13 protein-coding genes and 1 tRNA gene are annotated in these 17,987 nt (G+C 71.6%); 11 read left to right on the top strand and 3 right to left on the bottom strand.

Translation table 11 applies throughout. The features are described from left to right. Nucleotides 1–3: 3 nt before the first annotated feature. The 5 genes from MSA03_RS00630 to MSA03_RS00610 are packed head-to-tail and all read left to right on the top strand — an operon-like array spanning nt 4 to nt 5,745. Complete coding sequence (locus MSA03_RS00630) at nt 4–1,587, top strand: MFS transporter (protein ID WP_147049276.1); 1,584 nt, start codon at nt 4–6, stop codon at nt 1,585–1,587. After that, nucleotides 1,550–2,602, top strand: a complete 1,053-nt coding sequence (locus tag MSA03_RS00625; protein ID WP_147049275.1) for a 3-isopropylmalate dehydrogenase — start codon at nt 1,550–1,552, stop codon at nt 2,600–2,602. Before MSA03_RS00630 ends, MSA03_RS00625 begins: the two co-directional genes overlap by 38 nt. Before the next feature lie 52 nt (nt 2,603–2,654). Then, nucleotides 2,655–3,749 (top strand): branched-chain amino acid aminotransferase, encoded by a 1,095-nt coding sequence (locus MSA03_RS00620; RefSeq protein ID WP_147049274.1) that lies wholly within the window; start codon nt 2,655–2,657, stop codon nt 3,747–3,749. Between the two features lie 3 nt (nt 3,750–3,752). Then, nucleotides 3,753–4,520, top strand: a complete 768-nt coding sequence (locus tag MSA03_RS00615) for a fumarylacetoacetate hydrolase family protein (protein ID WP_147049273.1) — start codon at nt 3,753–3,755, stop codon at nt 4,518–4,520. Continuing rightward, nucleotides 4,513–5,745 (top strand): MFS transporter, encoded by a 1,233-nt coding sequence (locus tag MSA03_RS00610; protein ID WP_147049272.1) that lies wholly within the window; start codon nt 4,513–4,515, stop codon nt 5,743–5,745. The genes MSA03_RS00615 and MSA03_RS00610 overlap by 8 nt, the downstream gene beginning before the upstream one ends. Before the next feature lie 30 nt (nt 5,746–5,775). On the opposite strand, the gene MSA03_RS00605 is transcribed toward MSA03_RS00610, so the two are convergent. Next, nucleotides 5,776–7,248: an HNH endonuclease signature motif containing protein gene (locus MSA03_RS00605; protein WP_147049271.1), complete on the bottom strand. Its 1,473-nt coding sequence runs from the start codon at nt 7,246–7,248 to the stop codon at nt 5,776–5,778. A gap of 92 nt (nt 7,249–7,340) precedes the next feature. On the opposite strand from MSA03_RS00605, the gene gltX reads away from it, so the two are divergent. Beyond that, a complete protein-coding gene (gene gltX, locus MSA03_RS00600; RefSeq protein WP_147049270.1) occupies nt 7,341–8,855 on the top strand; it encodes a glutamate--tRNA ligase in 1,515 nt (504 codons plus the stop codon). A gap of 73 nt (nt 8,856–8,928) precedes the next feature. Further along, a tRNA-Gln gene (locus MSA03_RS00595) sits at nt 8,929–9,000 on the top strand. Between the two features lie 71 nt (nt 9,001–9,071). On the opposite strand, the gene MSA03_RS00590 is transcribed toward MSA03_RS00595, so the two are convergent. Continuing rightward, on the bottom strand, nt 9,072–11,084 hold the full coding sequence (locus MSA03_RS00590) for a DUF262 domain-containing protein (RefSeq protein ID WP_147049269.1): 2,013 nt from the start codon (nt 11,082–11,084) through the stop codon (nt 9,072–9,074). A gap of 140 nt (nt 11,085–11,224) precedes the next feature. Here MSA03_RS00590 and MSA03_RS00585 point away from each other — a divergent pair, with 140 nt between their 5' ends. Then, the gene (locus MSA03_RS00585) at nt 11,225–11,998 is read left to right on the top strand and encodes a hypothetical protein (protein ID WP_028495376.1); all 774 of its coding nucleotides are present in this window, start codon (nt 11,225–11,227) and stop codon (nt 11,996–11,998) included. Nucleotides 11,999–12,065: 67 nt separating this feature from the next. Here MSA03_RS00585 and MSA03_RS00580 read toward each other — a convergent pair whose 3' ends face one another. After that, the gene (locus MSA03_RS00580; RefSeq protein ID WP_170245432.1) at nt 12,066–13,709 is read right to left on the bottom strand and encodes a YhgE/Pip domain-containing protein; all 1,644 of its coding nucleotides are present in this window, start codon (nt 13,707–13,709) and stop codon (nt 12,066–12,068) included. A gap of 409 nt (nt 13,710–14,118) precedes the next feature. Here MSA03_RS00580 and MSA03_RS00575 point away from each other — a divergent pair, with 409 nt between their 5' ends. From MSA03_RS00575 to MSA03_RS00565, 3 genes are all read left to right on the top strand, one after another. Further along, entirely contained in the window at nt 14,119–14,898 is a 780-nt protein-coding gene (locus MSA03_RS00575) for a DeoR/GlpR family DNA-binding transcription regulator (protein ID WP_147049267.1), read from the top strand. After that, nucleotides 14,895–15,845 (top strand): 1-phosphofructokinase family hexose kinase, encoded by a 951-nt coding sequence (locus MSA03_RS00570; RefSeq protein ID WP_028495379.1) that lies wholly within the window; start codon nt 14,895–14,897, stop codon nt 15,843–15,845. Before MSA03_RS00575 ends, MSA03_RS00570 begins: the two co-directional genes overlap by 4 nt. Before the next feature lie 64 nt (nt 15,846–15,909). Further along, nucleotides 15,910–17,976, top strand: coding sequence for a PTS fructose transporter subunit IIABC (locus tag MSA03_RS00565; RefSeq protein WP_147049266.1), 2,067 nt, complete (start codon nt 15,910–15,912; stop codon nt 17,974–17,976). Nucleotides 17,977–17,987: the final 11 nt, after the last annotated feature.

Here is a 17,987-nt window from a genome sequence, read left to right as displayed (position 1 = left end):
ATGATGACACTGACAGAAGAGATCGCCCTCGCCGACAGCCGCGGAGCGCGGGTGGGATGGCGCGGCTGGGCGGCGCTCGTCGTGCTCATGCTGCCCGTGCTCCTCGTCTCGGTCGACAACACCGTGCTGAGCTTCGCGCTGCCGGACATCGCCCTGGACCTGGCGCCCTCGAGCGCCGAGCAGCTCTGGATCATCGACGCCTACCCCCTCGTGCTCGCGGGCCTCCTCGTCACGATGGGGACGCTCGGCGACCGGTTCGGCCGCAGGCGCATGCTGCTGATCGGCGCGACCGGCTTCGCCGCCATCTCGGTGCTCGCCGCCTTCGCGCCGTCCGCGACGCTGCTGATCGCAGCCCGCGCGGGGATGGGCGTCTTCGGGGCCATGCTCATGCCGTCGACCCTGTCGCTGCTGCGCAGCATCTTCACCGACCGCGACCAGCGCCGGTTCGCGATCGCGGTGTGGGCCGCGATGTTCTCGGCCGGTTCCGCGCTCGGCCCGATCGTCGGCGGCATCCTGCTCGAGCACTTCTCCTGGGGCTCGGTGTTCCTCATGTCGGTGCCCGTCCTCGTGCCGCTCCTGGTCCTCGCGCCGCTCCTCGTGCCGGAGAGCCGCGACCCCCGCCCCGGTCGCATCGATCCGCTCAGCATCGTGCTGTCGATGCTGACGATGATCCCGATCGTGTACGCGATCAAGGAGTTCGCGGTGCACGGCGCCGGGGTGCTGCCGCTCGTCCTGGTCGTGGCGGGCCTCGGGTTCGGGATCGTCTTCGTGCGGCGCCAGCTCACCTCCGCCTCCCCGATGCTCGACATGCGCCTGTTCGGCCGGGGAACCTTCACCGGCGCGCTGCTGGTGAACCTGCTGAGCATCGTCGCGCTTGTCGGCTTCCTCTTCTTCGTCGCGCAGCACCTGCAGCTCGTCCTTGGCATGTCGCCCCTGGACGCCGGTCTCGCGCTCGTCCCGGGCATGCTCGCGATGATCGTCGCCGGGCTCGTCATCGTCCCCATCGCGCGGCGGGTCGACGCCCGCATCGTCGTCCCCGCCGCCATGCTGTTCTCCGTCGCCGGGTACCTCCTCGTCGCCGTGTCGACGGCCGAAGCGTCTCTGGCCCTTCTCGTCATCGCGTTCGTGCTGCTCGGACTCGGGATCGGCGCGGCCGAGACGGTGTCCAACGAGCTCATCCTCGCGAGCGCCCCGCCCGCGAAGGCCGGCTCCGCGAGCGCCGTCTCCGAGACGGCGTACGAGCTGGGCGCGGTGCTCGGGACGACGGTCCTGGGCGGCATCCTGACGGCGCTGTACCGGTCCGGGATCGTCCTGCCCGAAGGGCTTCCCGCCGCAGCAGCCGGCGCCGCACGGGAGACGCTCGCCGGCGCCATGGCCGCCGCCGCCGGCCTCGACGCCGCCCTCGGCGCCGCGCTGCGAGAGGCGGCGGCCCATGCGTTCGACGCCGGCGTCGGCGTCACGGCGCTCATCGGGGCGGGGCTGGTCGTCGTGGCCGGGGTCATCGCGGCCAGTACGCTGGGAGGGACCCCCACCCCGACCGAGGAGAGCAATGTCGCGCGTCATCAAACTGGCACTCATTCCGGGTGACGGCATCGGCCCCGAGGTCGTCGTAGAGGCCGAGAAGGTGCTCGACGCCGTCACGGCCGACGCCGGCGTGACGTTCGACAAGACCCGCTTCTCCCTCGGCGCCGCGCGCTACCTCGAGACCGGCGACACGCTGACCGATGAGGACCTCGCCGCGATCAAGGGCCAGGACGCCATCATCCTCGGCGCCGTGGGGGGCCTGCCCGGCGACCCGCGCCTGAAGGATGCCAACATCGAGCGCGGGCTGCTGCTGAAGCTGCGGTTCGAACTCGACCACTACGTCAACCTGCGCCCCTCGAAGCTGTACCCGGGCGCGCCCGGCCCGCTCGCCGAGCCCGGCGAGATCGACTTCCTCGTCGTCCGTGAGGGGACGGAGGGCCCGTACGTCGGCAACGGCGGCTCGATCCGCACCGGCACACCGCACGAGGTGGCCAACGAGACGTCCGTCAACACGGCGTTCGGCATCGAGCGGGTCGTGCGGTACGCGTTCGCCCAGGCGGAGCGGCGCCGGAAGAGGTTGACGCTCGTGCACAAGACGAACGTGCTCGTGCACGCCGGCGGGATGTGGAAGCGCATCGTGGATGCCGTGGCATCCGAGCACCCCGGCGTCGCCGTAGACTATCTGCACGTCGACGCGGCGACGATCTTCCTGGTCACGAACCCGGGCCGCTTCGACGTGATCGTCACCGACAACCTCTTCGGCGACATCCTCACCGACTTGGCCGGCGCCGTCACCGGAGGCATCGGCCTCGCCGCTTCGGGGAACATCAACCCCGACGGCGCGTTCCCGTCGATGTTCGAGCCCGTGCACGGATCGGCGCCGGACATCGCGGGCCAGCAGAAGGCCGATCCCACGGCCGCGATCCTCTCCGTCGCCCTGCTGCTCGATCATCTCGGGCTCGGGGCGCAGGCCCAGCGCGTGACCCGCGCGGTCGAGGAGGACATCGCGAACCGCGGCGGCACCGCCCGCACGACCGCGCAGGTCGGCGACGCGATCGCGGCGCGCGTTCAGGCGTAATCTGGATGCGCCCGTCGTCCCTCGTCGACGGAGCGCGTGGAACAGGACTGACATGACCCTCACAGAGACCGACCTCGCCCCGCTCGAGTTCGCCGTCACCAAGAACCTCGCCGCGAAGCCGGCGGCCCAGCGCGAAGAGATCCTGCGGAGCCCCGGCTTCGGCACGAGCTTCACCGACCACATGGTGGACATCTGCTGGTCGACCCGCGGCGGCTGGCACCGCCCCCGCGTGCAGCCGTACGGCCCGATCTCGCTCGATCCCGCCGCGGCCGTCCTGCACTACGGGCAGGAGATCTTCGAGGGGATCAAGGCGTACCGGCACGCGGACGGCTCGATCCACACGTTCCGGCCCGAGCAGAACGCCCGCCGCCTGCAGCGCTCCGCGCGCCGGCTCGCGCTGCCCGAGCTGCCCGTGGAGTACTTCCTGCAGTCGCTGCGCGAGCTCATCGCCGTCGACGGCGACTGGGTGCCCTCCGGCGAGGACCAGAGCCTGTACCTGCGGCCCTTCATGTTCGCCAAGGAGGCCTTCCTCGGCGTCCGGCCCGCCGAGAAGGTCGCGTACTACGTCATCGCGAGCCCTGCCGGCGCCTACTTCAAGGGCGGCGTGCAGCCGGTCACGATCTGGCTGAGCGAGGACTACGCGCGCGCCGGCAAGGGCGGCACGGGCGCCGCGAAGACCGGCGGCAACTACGCCGCGAGCCTCCTGCCCCAGGCCGAGGCGTACGAGAACGGCTGCGACCAGGTCGTCTTCCTGGACCAGGACCGCAACGTCGAGGAGCTCGGCGGCATGAACGTCGTCTTCGTCCGCAAGGACGGCACGCTCGTCACCCCGCACTCCCCGTCGATCCTCGAGGGCATCACGCGCGACTCGATCCTGCAGCTCGCGGAGGACCGCGGTCACGCCGTCGAGCGCCGCGCGGTCTCGCTCGACGAGTGGCGCGAGGGCGTGGCATCCGGCGACATCGTCGAGGTCTTCGCGTGCGGCACCGCCGCCGTCGTGACGCCCATCGGGACGCTCAAGGGCAAGGGCTTCGAGGACGCCCAGCCCAGCGGCACCCTCGCGCTCGAGCTGCGCCAGCAGCTCACCGACATCCAGTACGGTCGCGCCGAGGACACCCACGGCTGGCTCGTCCGGCTGGACGGCTGAGCCGTGCGGATCGCCCGTTTCAGTCACCACGACGCCATCCGCTTCGGAATCGCCGATGAGACCGACCTCGTCGTGCTCTCCGGCGACCCGATGTTCGCCGGGTTCGACACGACGGGGGAGCGCGTGCCGCTGTCCGAGGTCACCCTCCTCGCGCCGGTGATCCCGCGCTCGAAGATCGTGTGCGTCGGCAAGAACTATCGCGACCACGCCGCCGAGATGGGCGGGGAGGCGCCGGCCGAGCCGATGCTCTTCCTCAAGCCCAACACCTCCGTCATCGGTCCGAACGACGCCATCGTGCGGCCCGTGCAGTCGCAGCGCACCGACTTCGAGGGCGAGCTCGCCGTCGTCATCGGCCGGATCGCGAAGAACGTGCCGGCGGAGAACGCGCTGGACTACGTCCTCGGCTACACGATCGGCAACGACGTCACGGCCCGCGACCTGCAGCGCAGCGACGGCCAGTGGTCGCGCGCGAAGGGGTTCGACACGTTCTGCCCCCTGGGCCCCGCGATCGAGACCGACTTCGATCTCGACGGCGGCGCGCGCGTCGTGACGCGCGTGAACGGCGAGGTGCGTCAGGACGGTCCGATCAGCGACATGGTCCACTCGGTGCCGGACATCATCGCCTACGCGTCGGCAGCGTTCACGCTGCTGCCCGGCGACGTCATCCTGACCGGCACGCCCGCGGGCATCGGCCCGTTCCAGGCGGGGGATGTCGTCGAGGTGGAGATCACGGGACTCGGAGTGCTGCGCAACACCGTGCGCGATGCCTGACGCTTCCGCCGTCACGACACCGGAGGCCGTCGCCGCCCTGCAGCGGCGCACCGTCACGGTGCTGGCGGCCGGTCAGGTGCTCGGCGGCATCGCGTTCGGCGCGACCGTGTCGCTGGGCGCACTGCTGGCCGCCGACCTGTCCGGGCAGGACTCGCTGTCCGGTCTCGCGACCGCATCCGTCACCCTCGGCGCTGCTCTCTGCGCCATCCCGCTCGCGCGGCTCGCGGGTCGCCGCGGACGCCGCTTCGCTCTGACGCTCGGGAACCTGTTCGCGCTCGTCGGGATCGCGACGGTCATCACGGCGGCCGCGGTCCGGTCGTTCCCGCTGCTGCTCGTCGGCGTCATCCTCATTGGCGCCGGCAACGCCGGCAACCTGCAGTCGCGGTTCGCGGCGACCGATCTAGCCGCGTCCGGCCGGCGCGGACGCGCCCTCGGCACCGTCGTGTGGGCGACCACGGTCGGCGGGGTCATCGGCCCGCTCATGCTGACGCCGGGGGAGGCGCTCGGGCAGGCGATCGGGATGCCGCCGCTCACCGGGTCGTATGCGTTCTCGCTCGTGGCGCAGGTGGCCGCGTTCCTGCTGTACCTGACGGCGCTGCGGCCCGACCCGCTCCTGACGGCGCAGCGCCTCGCGCGCAGCGGCGAGGCCGGCCGCGAGCACATCGTCGAGACCGACCGCCCGATAGCCGCCCGGTACGCGATCTTCGCCGTGGCCGGTTCGCACGTCGTCATGGCCTCCGTCATGGCCATGACCCCCGTGCATCTCGCCCACCTCGACCCGGCGCATGTAACGACGATCGTGGGGGTCACGATCGCGCTGCACGTCTTCGGCATGTACGGGCTGTCGCCGCTGTTCGGCATCCTCGCCGACCGGTGGGGACGGATGCCGACGATCCTGCTCGGCCAGGGGATCCTCGCCGCGTCGCTCGTGACCGCCGCGATCGCGCCGCGATCGCAGGTCGCGGTGCTCATCGCCCTGTTCCTGCTGGGTCTCGGCTGGAGCGCGGCGACCGTCAGCGGCGCGGCGCTGCTGACCGAGAGCACGCTCACCGCGATGCGGCCGAGGAGACAGGGACGCAGCGACACCATCATGACGCTGTCCGCCGCCGTCGGTTCGATGCTCGCCGGGGTCGTGCTGGGCTGGATCGGCTACGGGGGGCTCGCGCTCGTCGCGCTCGGCATCGTCGTCATGGTCACGGTGCTGTCGCCGTACGCTCGGCGCTGATCCCGGCCGCCGGACCTGCCGACGCGCGGTTCAGAAGGGTGGCGGCTCGTCGCTGGTGAAGCCGGTCGGGGTGACCACCTGCACCGTGCCGTCGGTCCGGGAACGGAACCTCATCGCCGTGGAATGTCGCCGGGCATGGTCGGCGGGGCAGAGCGGGCGGAGCGAGTGGAGGTTCGTCGGGCCGCCCCGGCTCCATTCGGTGATGTGGTCGATGTCGGCGTCGAGGGCCAGGCGTGTGCAGCCGTCTCGGCTGCAGGTGCCGTGCTGCAGGATGAGCCATTCGCGCTGCGCCTTCGACGGACGGTAGCGGCGCCGGTCGAGATCGACGATGACACCGCGTGCGGGGTCGTGGATGACACGGCGGAAGCTCCTCGCGTCGAGGAACAGCTGCTTCGCGGTCAGCGGGTCGACGGTGTCACCGCCGACGATTCGGGCCTGCTCGGCGACGCCGGATCCTCCGCACATCGTGCAGCGGCCGTGCTCATCGGCGGTCCGGCTCGCCATGACGCCGACCGGCACCGTCACGAACACTTTCGTCTGGACAGCGGTGGGCGTGCCCACGCCGCGCAGCCAGGCGGAGGCGAGGTCGGCGCGGATCTGATCGCGGTCACGGCCGTCACGCTCCGTCTTCTGCAGGTGCTTCGCGGTCGCGGTGAGCCGGCGTTTGGCGGCGAGGGCGTCGGCGCTCGTCATGAGCACCGCGAACCATGACATGCCGTCGACGTCCTCCTCGACGACGACGCGGCGCTCGGCGAACGCGTCCCGATGGCGCGCACTCGCATCGCGCGGGTCGAGCCGATCGAGGAGGATGCGGAGGCGCCGCCGGAAAGCAGCGGGCGTCAGCGTGAGCACCCATGCGCTCGTGGCCTCGTCGACGAGGGCGATCGCCTCGGCGGCGACGGCGCGCGCGGCCGGGTCGGCATCCACGGCCGGCAGGAGGCGGACGATCGCGTCCGTCGTCGCCTCGACGAGGGGGAAGGGCGCGAAGCCCTCGCGGGCGCGGCGCCACAGCGCAGGCAGGTGGCGGTGGGCGCTGCGGGCCACCGCGGCATCCGAGCGGATGCGGTTCTCGGAGATCTGCAGACGCAGCGAGATGTCGAGCAGGACGGCGAGCTCCGCCGCATGCGTGCCCGCAGCGCCCTCGAGCGGCGTGTACACGTAGGGGTGGCTCAGGGCGTAGTCGATCGCGTCGCGGATGCCGTCGGCCCGCAGCGCGGCGCGACGGTTGACCTCCATCTGATCGGCGAGGAGATCGTTCAGCACGCCCGCGAGCGCCCGGTGTGCCAGCGTCTCCTCGAACGTGTCCATGGCTCCACTGTGCCAGGGGGTTCCGACATCGGTCTCCAGCCATCCCGCATAGTGGTCGGGCCCACCGGCGTGCGGCCCACCCAGGAAGGCCAGATGGTTCACTCCCGCGCGTCGCCGGTCGTGCTCCCCAGGGCCGAGCCGCTCGAGCAGCCATCCCCACTCCGCGGCGGCGGCATCCAGGTCGGCGACCCACATCTCGACGTGATGGAAACCCGGCGTCCACCGACTCTCGCAGCCCGAAGCCCGCTCGCCAAGTCGCCGCACGCGCGCGAACTAGACTGGACCGGATGTCTTCTGCACCCGATCCCCGCACCACGACCGCCACCGGCTCCGATATCCGCGCGCGCTTCTGCCCCTCTCCGACGGGGCTGCCGCACGTGGGAATGGTCCGCACGGCGCTCTTCAACTGGGCGTACGCGCGCCACAACGGCGGCAAGCTGGTGTTCCGCATCGAGGACACCGACGCCGCCCGCGACAGCGAGGAGAGCTACCGCCAGCTCCTCGACGCGCTGACCTGGCTCGAGATCGACTGGGACGAGGGCGTCGAGAAGGGCGGCCCGCACGCCCCGTACCGTCAGTCGCAGCGCCACGACATCTACCGCGGCGTCCTGGACAAGCTCATCGCCGCCGGCGCCGTGTACGAGTCGTACTCGACGGCGGAGGAGATCGACGCGCGCAACGAGGCCAACGGCCGCGCGAAGCAGCTCGGCTACGACAACTACGACCGGACCCTCACCGAGGAGCAGAAGGCCGCCTTCCGCGCCGAGGGGCGCGAGCCCGCGTGGCGCCTGCGGGTGCCCGACCACGACCTCACCTACGTCGACCTCATCCGCGGCGAGGTGACCTTCCCGGCCGGCTCCTTCCCGGACTTCGTGATCGTCCGCGCCGGCGGCATCCCGCTCTACACCTTCGTGAACCCCGTCGACGACGCCCTCATGGGCATCACCCACGTCCTCCGCGGCGAGGACCTCATGCCCTCGACGGCGCGTCAGCTCGCGCTCTACAGCGCCCTCATCGACGCCGGCGTCACGACGTTCGTGCCGCGCTTCGCGCACATGCCGCTCGTCCTCGGCGAGGAGGGCAACAAGAAGCTCTCCAAGCGCGACCCGAAGGCCGACCTCTTCCTGCAGCGCGAGAAGGGTTTCATCCACGAGGGCCTCCTGAACTACCTCTCGCTCCTCGGCTGGTCGATCGCCGCCGACCGCGACGTGTTCTCCCGTCAGGAGCTCATCGACGCGTTCGACATCGTGAACGTGAACCCCCACCCGGCCCGGTTCGACCAGAAGAAGGCCGAGTCGATCAACGGCGACCACGTGCGGATGCTGGAGCCCGCCGACTTCGCCGGCCGCCTCGTCCCGTACCTCGCTGCCGCGGGTCTCATCAGCGAGCCGCCGACGGCTTCGCAGCAGGAGATCCTGGACGCCGCCGCTCCGCTCGTGCAGGAGCGCATGCAGCTCCTGGGCGATGCCCCCGGGCTCCTCGGCTTCCTGTTCCGCGACGCGGTCGTCTACGACGAGGATGCGCTCAAGGGCCTCCCCGCGAACGCGGGAGAGGTGCTGACGGCATCCGTCGCGGCCCTCGATGCGGTTCCGGACGACGGCTTCGCCGCGGCGGCGATCCAGGACGCGCTGTCGGCGGCCCTCATCGACGGACTCGGGCTCAAGCCCCGCGTCGCCTACGGGCCGCTGCGCGTCGCCGTGAGCGGCCGCCGCGTCTCGCCGCCGCTCTTCGAATCGATGGAGCTGCTGGGCAAGCCGGAGTCGCTGCGACGCCTCGGAGCGCTCGTCGCGCACCTCGGCTGACACGCCGCTCGGTTTGGCGCGGCCCGCGGAGTGGGCTAAGCTTGATCTTCGGAACGGCTTCGGCCGGACCCCTTGGGGTATGGTGTAATTGGCAACACGGAGGTTTCTGGTACCTTTGTTCTTGGTTCGAGTCCAGGTACCCCAGCAAGGAAAAAACCCCCGCTCAGGCGGGGGTTTTCCTGTTTTCGGGACGCGCGCGTGCCGGTCGCGGTTCAGTCAGCGCATCGCGTCGCCGATGTAGGAGTACTTGACGAACACCTCCGACGCCCAGCCCGCCTCGTCGAGGACGCCCTGCACCGCGGTCAGCATGTACTTCGAGTCCCAGCCCATGTAGAGATACTGGCCCTCGGCGATCTCATCCCACGCGCCGTTCCACGCCATCGCGGGATAGACCGGTCCGCCACGACGCGCGCTGAAGTCGACGACGCTCTGCCGGGAGTCGGCCCAGAGCCGCTTGAAGATGCGGTTGAAGAGGTACTTGACGTCCTTGACCTCCCAGTGCTCGCCGCGGTACTCGACGTAGTCGAACTCCCGCTGCCACCCGCGCGGCCAGCCGCGGCGGCGCTTGGCATCCAGCACGGGGGTGAGGTTGTCGTCGTCGATGCTCACGACGGCCGGTCGTTCCCAGACCCGCACGAAGAGGTCGGTGAGGTGCTCGGTGCGGGCGGCGATGGCCGCCGTGCCCCACGCCTCGACGTCGGCCAGCTCGCGGGTCGGGACGACGCGGCTCCGGGCGTACAGGTCGCGCTTCACGGCGAACGATGCATCCAGCGCCCGGTCGGCGAGACCCTCCTCCAGGAGCGCGAGGTTGCCGAGCGTCTGCGCGAGCGCGCGGTGGCTGTTCTGCTCGTCGTCGGTGTACTCGGCCCAGCGCCGCGCGCCGTCGCCGCTCCAGTCATCCGGCGGCGCGAGCGGGAACACGTGCTCCACGTCGAGCCCCTCGACCTCGTCGACCCCCGACAGCCGCCCGAGGACGTACGGCGCGTGCGGCAGGTCGCCGTACTTGAGCCCCACGCGCACGCGCTCGTCCGAGGGGGTGATGCGCGCGATCGCCCGGACGAGCGCGTCGCGACCGTCATCCATCGCGCGGCACAGCCGGGCGACGAGGCGGTCGGTGGAGATCCCGACGATCTTCCTCCGCAGCAGCAGCGACTGGAGGTGCTCGAGGGCCGAGATCAGCTCGTCGACTCCCAGCACGCCGTGCCGGTGGTCGCGGTAGAGCCGCATGACGAGCGGATACATGCCGCGCCCGAACGTGTTGAGGTAGCCGAACTGGCGTCCGACCTCGGCGTCCGGAGCCTCGCCGGGCTCCAGGAGCAGGCGGTAGATCTCGGAGAACTCCCGCCACTGCGTCGCCCGCTCCCGGAGCGTCTCGACGTCAAGACGCGGGAACTCGTGCCGGAACGCGTCGTAGACCCCGCGCTCCCCGGTGACGGTCACCTCGCGCCCCGTCAGCATGACCAGGTAATGGCGCCAGAAGCCGCCGATCTGCTCGCCGGTGTTGCGCTCGATGGGCAGCCAGAACTGCTCCTCGATCTCGCTCTGCTCGGCGTGCGAGAGGCCCATCAGGACGTAGTTGTGGATCAGCTCGTGGTCGCGGAGCGGCTCGCCGGTGGAGTTCAGGCTCTCGAAGATCTGCTGCGCGTTCGCCTCCGCGCCGAGCGTGATCGACACGTGCTCGAGCTTCTGCAGGCCGCGCCAGATGTGCGCCGCTTCGCCCGGGCGGATCTGGCTGCGGAAGAAGGCGTAGTTGTCGTCGAACCGCGACGCGCGCTCCTCGCGGGCGGGGGAGCGGTCGCCCAGCACCACGCTCTCGAATACGTCCGCCCACGCGCGGTGGGGGCGCAGCTTCGTGCGTGCCGGGTCGTCGGTGCGCACGAGGACCCGTTCGAGCTCGGCGGCCGTCGCCGGATCGTCCCCCTGCAGCGTGTGGTGCAGGGCCGCCACGAGGAGCATGAGCGTCGTGATGCGCTGCTGGCCGTCGATCAGCACGAGCTGCGCGTCATCCTCATCGGAGGTGCTCGCCGTGGAGAGGATCGAGCCGATGAAGTGGGTCTGACCGGCATCCGCCGCGGCGACGGCGCGGATGTCACCCAGCAGCTGCTCGCACCCGCCGATGTCCCACCGGTACTGGCGCTGATACACCGGGACGACGATCGTGGTGTCGGATGCCGAGAGCCAGCCGATCGTGTTGACAGCGGTCGCTTCGACATTCGTGGCGGTGCTCATATGCTCCGAATCGCTCCTCACCGGACCCGATCGAGTTTAGTCGCCGCGCTCCAGAAGCCTCGCAGGACGCCTCGGTAGGCTTGCCGCAGTTGGACCTGTAAAAACGTGCTGGTCCTCTACGAAAGGGCATGATTCAGATCATGGGTTACATCAAGTCTGCGGCGCTGGAAGAGACCGGCTACGTCGTCCTCGACCGCTACAACAAGGAGATCGACCCCAAGGAGTGGCTCGACATCGAGTACGTCGACTGGAAGTCCTCCGGCGACACCCGGTTCGCGCCGCTCGCGTCCGCCAAGGGCGAGATCGAGTGCAACGGCTTCTGGAACCACAAGCCGCCGCGCACCGACAAGGACGGCGTGTGGATCCCGTCGCAGACCGAGAAGGCCCCCACGCTCACCGAGCGTGCGCAGGAGCCCGGCGCCAACGTCGGCCGCTGCCGCATCATCGAGCTGCAGCCGAACACCTACGCGGACTGCCTCTACAACCTGCACCAGGATGACAACAACCGGCTGAACCCGGACGGCACCGGCTGGGTGGTCCGCGGGTTCTTCAACCTCACCGACGACAAGACGAGCTACTTCGTCCTCCGTGAGAACCGCACCGACCCGAGCGAGGAGACGCGCATCGCCCTCCCCGCCGGCGCGCAGCTGATCGTCGACACGCAGCGCCTCTGGCACGCCGCCGCGCACTACGGCGACGAGCCCCGCTACTGCCTCATCACGTCGTGGACCTCGGGCCCCGAGCTCGACGCCTACATCGAGAAGTACAACGGCGTGAACAAGGTCGAGAGCTACCCCGTCGACCAGGAGACGCTGGATGCCGGTCAGGCCGAGCAGGCACGCCGCATCGCCGCGCGCGCCGCGGCCCTCGCCGCGCGCGGCCAGGCCGAGGTCATCGCGATGAGCGAGGCCTGAGCCTCTCCCACTCCACGCACAGAAGGTCCCGGCCGATCGGCCGGGACCCTCTGTGCGCTGTGCCGCGTCAGGCGCTGACGAGGCCGCGCACGCGGTTGCGGTGCGCGATGCGGTGCGCGATCCAGAGCGCGATGCCGATGAGGCCCGCGATGGCGACGCCGAACATCCACGGCAGCAGCGACGGGGTGAGGCCCGACGTGCCGGCGGCGAGCTGCCCGGTGCCGTCCGCGATCTTCGTGTTGCCGTCGCTGAGCTCGGTCGAGCCGGCGGCGAGCGTGCCCGCGCCGTCCGCGAGCTGCGTCGTGCCGTCCGCGAGCGTCACGGTACCCGTCGAGAGTGTCCCGAGGCCGGTGGCGAGGCTGCCGGCGCCCTGGGCGAGCGTGCCGGTGCCGTCCGCGAGCGAGGTCGCACCCGTGGCGAGCGATCCGGCTCCCGTGGCGAGATTCTGCGCGCCGGTCATGAGACGGAGCGAGCCGTCGTTGAGGCGCTGCGTGCCCGCGTTCAGCTCGGAGAGTCCGCTCGCGAGCTCGCTCGTCTTGCCGGCGAGCGTCGTGCCGCCGGAGGTCAGCTCACCCGACTTCGCGCGGAGCGTGGACAGACCGCCGGAGACCTCCGCGGCGCCCGCGTTCAGCCTGCCGAGACCCGCCGACAGCTCCGCCGACTTGGTCTTGGCCGTCGCGAGGCCGGTCGCCAGTTCGCCGCTCTTCGTCGCGAGTGTGTCCAGACCCGTCGACACGCCGGAGGCTCCCGCGCTGAGGGTCGCGGTGCCGGTCTTCAGGGTCGTCAACCCGTCTCGGAGGTCGGCGACGCCGTCCCGTACCTGGGCAGCGCCGCCGCTCACGGCATCCGCCCCGGTCTTGATGCTCCCGGCGGCAGCGGCGAAACTCTGGAGGTAGCCGACGATCGTGGCGTTCGCGGGGTCGGCCGACAACATGGTGGCGAGTCCGGCGATCTGGTCGCGGAGTGAGCCGAGGTTGGTGGCGACGTCGGCTGCGCCGGCGGCCACCGGCACGGCGCCGGCGGCTGCGGTGGTCGCGCCGGTGAGGGCGCCGGCGACGCCGGCGTCGACCCCTGCGGCACCGGACTTGACGCTCTGCGCGCCGGTCGCCGCGCCGCTGATCCCGGCGGCGAGCTGGGATGCGCCGTCTGCGGCGCCGCCGAGGCCCGTGGCGAGCTGCGCGCCGCCGTCGGAGGCCGACGTCATGCCCGCGGCGAGCGTCCCCGCCCCGGAGTCGAGGCGGTCGATGCCGGCCTTGGCGGTGTCGATGCCCGCGGAGAGGCGTCCGGCACCCTCGGCGATCTGGCTCGCGCCGCCCGCGGCCTTCGTGGCGCCGGCGTGCAGCCGCACGGCACCGTCGCGGTTCGCGATGGTGCCGTCGGCGAGGGTGACGGCGCCCGTGGCGAGGGTCTGGGCGCCCGTGGACAGGGCGACGGCGCCGGCGGCGGCGGACGTGGCGCCGTCGGCGAGCTTCGTGGCGCCGTCGGAGGCCGTGGTCGCCCCGTCCTTGAGCTTCGCGGCACCGGCGGTCAGCTCGGAGGCGCCCGCGGCCAGGCGCTTCGCGCCGTCGGCGACGTCGGAGGCGCCCGCCTGCGCGCGCGCGGCCCCGGAATCGAGTTCCGCGGCGCCCGCGGTCAGCTTGGCCGCCGTCAGGAAGTAGAGGATCGTCATCGCCGCCAGCAGCACGCTGAGGGTGATGACCGTGATGCGCATACCCAACCCGTGGGTGTGTGCGTGGGTACTCGTCATTGAGACTCCGTTGTTTCGCGCCTGCGGGGCAGGCGTGGCGGGCACTCCGGCTGGCGCCGGCCGACACGTGATCGGGGATGGATCGCCGCCACCGGCGGTCCGCGAACGGATCGCCCGCGACGGCTGTGTCGCGGAAGTGCCCTGAAGCTAACAGGTGTTCACACGTTCCTGAGGGCCTGCCGCACGGGTCTATCAGTGACACTCAGTCTCACATTCAGAGAGCCTCCGTATCTTGTAGGCATCCTACAAACGCCTGCGCGCGCTCCTCGGTGCTGCGACGGCACGGGCCGTTCGGGCTTGCGCACTGCCACCAGAAACAACATTGCGAATAGTTGACAGTGTGTTGTACTGTGTTGCCGATCGGGAGGTCATCTTGTACGCAATGGAGCGCCAGCAGCTCATCGAGCAGCTCATCGTCGCGGACGGTCGGGTCGCCGTCGTGGAGCTTGCCGACCGGTTCGCCGTCACGACCGAGACGGTCCGACGCGATCTGGCCCTCCTCGAAGAGCGCGGAGTCCTCCAGCGCGTGCACGGCGGCGCCGTCGTGGCGTCGCGCACCAGCACGATCGAGCCGTCCCTCGCAGAGCGATCGGAACGCCGCAGCGCGGCGAAGGAGGCCATCGCACGCCGCGCCCTGGACGCCCTGGCCTCCGGCGCCACCGGCTCGGTGTACCTCGACGCAGGGACGACCACCGCGGCGGTCGCCCGGCTCCTCGCGGGCCGACCCTCCGGGCGCCCCCTCGAGGTCGTCACGCACGCCATGACGATCGGACACGTCCTCGCCGGTGCCGCGGGCGTGAATCTCACCGCCATCGGCGGCCGGGTCCGGGGGCTCACCGCTGCCGCCGTCGGGGCCCAGGCGGTCGCCGCCATCGGGCACCTCCGACCGGACGTCGCCTTTCTCGGCGCCAACGGGATCTCCGCGGACTTCGGCGTGAGCACCCCCGATCCGGACGAGGCCGCGGTCAAGCGCGCCATCGTCGCCTCCGCGCGCCGCGTGGTCCTCGTCGCCGACGCCGACAAGCTCGACGCAGAGCTCCTCGTCTCCTTCGCCGCCCTCGACGAGATCGACGTCCTCGTGACGGACGCCGCGCCGTCCACGGCGCTGGCGGCTGCGCTGGACGAGGCGGGAACGGAGGTGTGGCTCGCATGATCGTCACACTGACCGCCAATCCGTCCCTCGACCGCACGATCACGCTCGCCGAGCCGCTGCAGCGCGGTGCCGTGCAGGCGGCGTTGTCAGCCCGGGAGGATGCCGGCGGCAAAGGCATCAATGTGACCCGCGTCGTGCACGCCGCGGGCGTGGAGAGCCTCGCGGTCCTGCCGCTGGATGCGGAGGACCCGTTCGCCTCCGCCCTCCGGCACACCGGCATCCCGGTGCTCCCGGTGGACACGGCGGGCGTGGCGCGCGCCAACGTCACGATCACCGACCCGGCGGGGGAGACCACGAAGCTGAACCTCCCCGGGTCCGTGCTGTCCGCGGAGGACGCCGGCCGGCTCGTCGCCGCGGTCACCCGCGCGGCGGAGGGCGCCGAGTGGGTCGTTCTGGCCGGTTCCCTGCCCCCCGGCCTCCCAGATGACTTCTACGTGACCGTCATCCGCGCCGTGCGTGCGCGGTGGGGCGAGCGCGCACCGCGGATCGCCGTAGACACGTCCGGCCCCGCGCTGCGCGCCGTCGTCGACGGCGGCGCCCCCGACCTCATCAAGCCGAACGACGAGGAGCTCGTCGAGCTCACCGGCGGCCACCTCGACCCATCGGCCGACCTGGCCGACGCGGTGCACACGCTGGCTCGCACGCTCGTGCCCGAGCGGGTCGCCGCGGCCTTCGTGACCCTCGGCGGCGCCGGCGCGGTGCTCGTCGACGCGACCGGCGCCTGGCACGGCGCTCCGCCGCCCACCCGCGTCCGCAGCACCGTCGGGGCGGGGGACAGCTCGCTCGCCGGGTTCCTCCTCGCGCACGTCACCGGCGCCGGATCCGAGGAGTGCGTGCGCTCCGGCATCCGCTACGGCTCGGCCGCCGCCGCGCTCCCCGGCACGCAGGCACCCACCCCCGCAGACCTGCCCGCCGGCGACGTGCCGGTGCGGGCGCTCACTCCTTGACGGCGCGCGGCCGCGCGACGACACCCATCGACCTGGACAACGACAACGACCACTGGAGGTCACCGTGGCAGAGACCATCACGCCGGCACTCGTCAGCCTCGACGAGTCGCTCGGCGACGACAAGCGCGCCGTCATCGGCGCCCTCGCGGCCCGCGTCGCGGCGGAGGGGCGGGCCACCGACGGTGCCGCCCTCGCCGAGGACGCGTGGGCGCGCGAGCAGAAGGACGAGACCGGGCTCCCGGGCGGCATCGCCATCCCGCACGCCAAGAGCGCCGCGGTGACGCAGGCCAGCCTCGCGTTCGCGCGGCTGAAGCCCGGTGTCGCCTTCGGAGCACCGGACGGACCAGCCGACCTCGTGTTCCTCATCGCGGCGCCGGACACGGCGGCCGAGGAGCACCTCGCCGTCCTGTCCACACTCGCCCGGAGCCTCATGCGCGAGGACTTCCTCGCCGGCCTCCGCGCCGCGACGACCCCCGATGAGGTCGTCGCGATCGTCCGGGGCGCGATCTCGGACGTCCCGGCCGCCCCGGCATCCGCCGCGGTGTCTGCGACGACAGCCGCCCCCGCGACCGTCCCGGACGGCTCGACGATCGACGGCCGGCCGGCGCGCATCGTCGCGGTGACCTCGTGCGCGACCGGCATCGCGCACACCTTCATGGCCGCCGATGCCCTCACCGCCGCGGGCGCTGCCGCCGGCGTCGACCTCGCCGTCGAGCCGCAGGGCTCCAGCGGCTACCAGGCGCTGCCGCAGCAGGTCATCGACGATGCGGATGCCGTCATCTTCGCCACCGACGTGGACGTCCGCGAGCTCGGGCGCTTCGCGGGCAAGCCCGTCGTCCGCTCCGGCGTCAAGCGGGGGATCGAGCAGCCCCGCCAGCTCATCGCGGAAGCCGTCGCGGCCGCGGCCGACCCGGCCGCCGCCCGGGTGACCGCCGGCGGCGCGACCACGGGGACGAGTACGACCTCCTCGGCGCAGCTGTCCTGGGGAGCGCGCATCCAGCGCATCCTCCTCACGGGCGTCAGCTACATGATCCCGTTCGTCGCCGGCGGCGGCCTGCTCATCGCCCTCGGGTTCCTCCTGGGCGGCTACCGCGTCACCGACGATGCAGCGAAGGTCATCATCGACAACTCGCTGTGGAACCTGCCGACCGAGAACATCACGTCCGACCTGGGGCCGCTCGGCCAGTACCTCGGCTCCGTCGCGTTCATGATCGGCGCCACGTCCATGGGCTTCCTCGTCGCCGCCCTCGCCGGCTACATCGCGTTCGCGATCGCCGACCGGCCGGGCATCGCGCCGGGCTTCGTGGCGGGCGCCATCGCCGTCACCATGAACGCGGGCTTCATCGGCGGCATCATCGGCGGGCTCCTCGCGGGCGTCGTCGCGTGGTGGCTCGGCAGCCTGTCTGTGCCCCGGTGGCTGCGCGGGCTCATGCCCGTCGTGATCATCCCGCTCGTCGGGTCGATCGTGGCATCCGGCCTCATGATCCTCTTCCTCGGCCGTCCGATCGCGACCCTCATGACCTGGCTCACGGACGGCCTCACGGCGCTCACCCAGAGCGGGGCCGGCGTCATCGGCGTCGGCGTGATCCTCGGCCTCATGATGTGCGTCGACCTCGGCGGTCCCGTCAACAAGGTCGCCTACGTCTTCGCCACGACCGGTCTCGCTGCGGGATCGGACGCCAACACAGCGCCCTACCTCATCATGGCGGCGGTCATGTGCGCCGGCATGGTGCCTCCGCTCGCCCTCGCGCTCGCCTCGACGGTTCTGGCGCGACCGCTGTTCACTCCCGTGGAGCGGGAGAACGGCAAGGCGGCGTGGCTGCTGGGCGCCGCCTTCATCAGCGAGGGCGCCATCCCGTTCGCCGCTGCCGACCCGTTGCGCGTCATCCCGGCCTCGATGGTCGGCGGTGCCGTCACGGGGGCGCTCAGCATGTGGTTCGGCGTCACGAGCTTCGCCCCGCACGGCGGCATCTTCGTCCTCTTCGCGATCGGCCCGGTATGGGGTTTCCTGGTCGCGCTCGTGGCGGGTACGGTCGTTTCAGCGGTCCTGATCGTCGTGCTCAAGAAGTTCGTCGGCCACAGGAACCCCATCCAGGCCGAGGCAGCCGTCGTCGCCCCGGTCGCGGCATAACCGAACAGGAG

The organism is Microbacterium saccharophilum (assembly GCF_007992455.1).
Lineage (GTDB): Bacteria > Actinomycetota > Actinomycetes > Actinomycetales > Microbacteriaceae > Microbacterium > Microbacterium saccharophilum.
Note: the sequence above shows the minus strand (reverse complement) of the source record. Positions and strands in the feature narration are given on the sequence as shown.

Coding starts and splice junctions, on each gene's coding strand:
- MSA03_RS00630 (WP_147049276.1), top strand. CDS start 4: ATGACACTGACAGAAGAGATCGCCCTCGCCGACAGCCGCGGAGCGCGG.
- MSA03_RS00590 (WP_147049269.1), bottom strand. CDS start 11,084: ATGAGCACCGCCACGAATGTCGAAGCGACCGCTGTCAACACGATCGGC.
- MSA03_RS00580 (WP_170245432.1), bottom strand. CDS start 13,709: ATGCGCATCACGGTCATCACCCTCAGCGTGCTGCTGGCGGCGATGACG.
- MSA03_RS00570 (WP_028495379.1), top strand. CDS start 14,895: ATGATCGTCACACTGACCGCCAATCCGTCCCTCGACCGCACGATCACG.
- MSA03_RS00625 (WP_147049275.1), top strand. CDS start 1,550: ATGTCGCGCGTCATCAAACTGGCACTCATTCCGGGTGACGGCATCGGC.
- MSA03_RS00605 (WP_147049271.1), bottom strand. CDS start 7,248: ATGTGGGTCGCCGACCTGGATGCCGCCGCCGCGGAGTGGGGATGGCTG.
- MSA03_RS00610 (WP_147049272.1), top strand. CDS start 4,513: ATGCCTGACGCTTCCGCCGTCACGACACCGGAGGCCGTCGCCGCCCTG.
- MSA03_RS00620 (WP_147049274.1), top strand. CDS start 2,655: ATGACCCTCACAGAGACCGACCTCGCCCCGCTCGAGTTCGCCGTCACC.
- gltX (WP_147049270.1), top strand. CDS start 7,341: ATGTCTTCTGCACCCGATCCCCGCACCACGACCGCCACCGGCTCCGAT.
- MSA03_RS00585 (WP_028495376.1), top strand. CDS start 11,225: ATGGGTTACATCAAGTCTGCGGCGCTGGAAGAGACCGGCTACGTCGTC.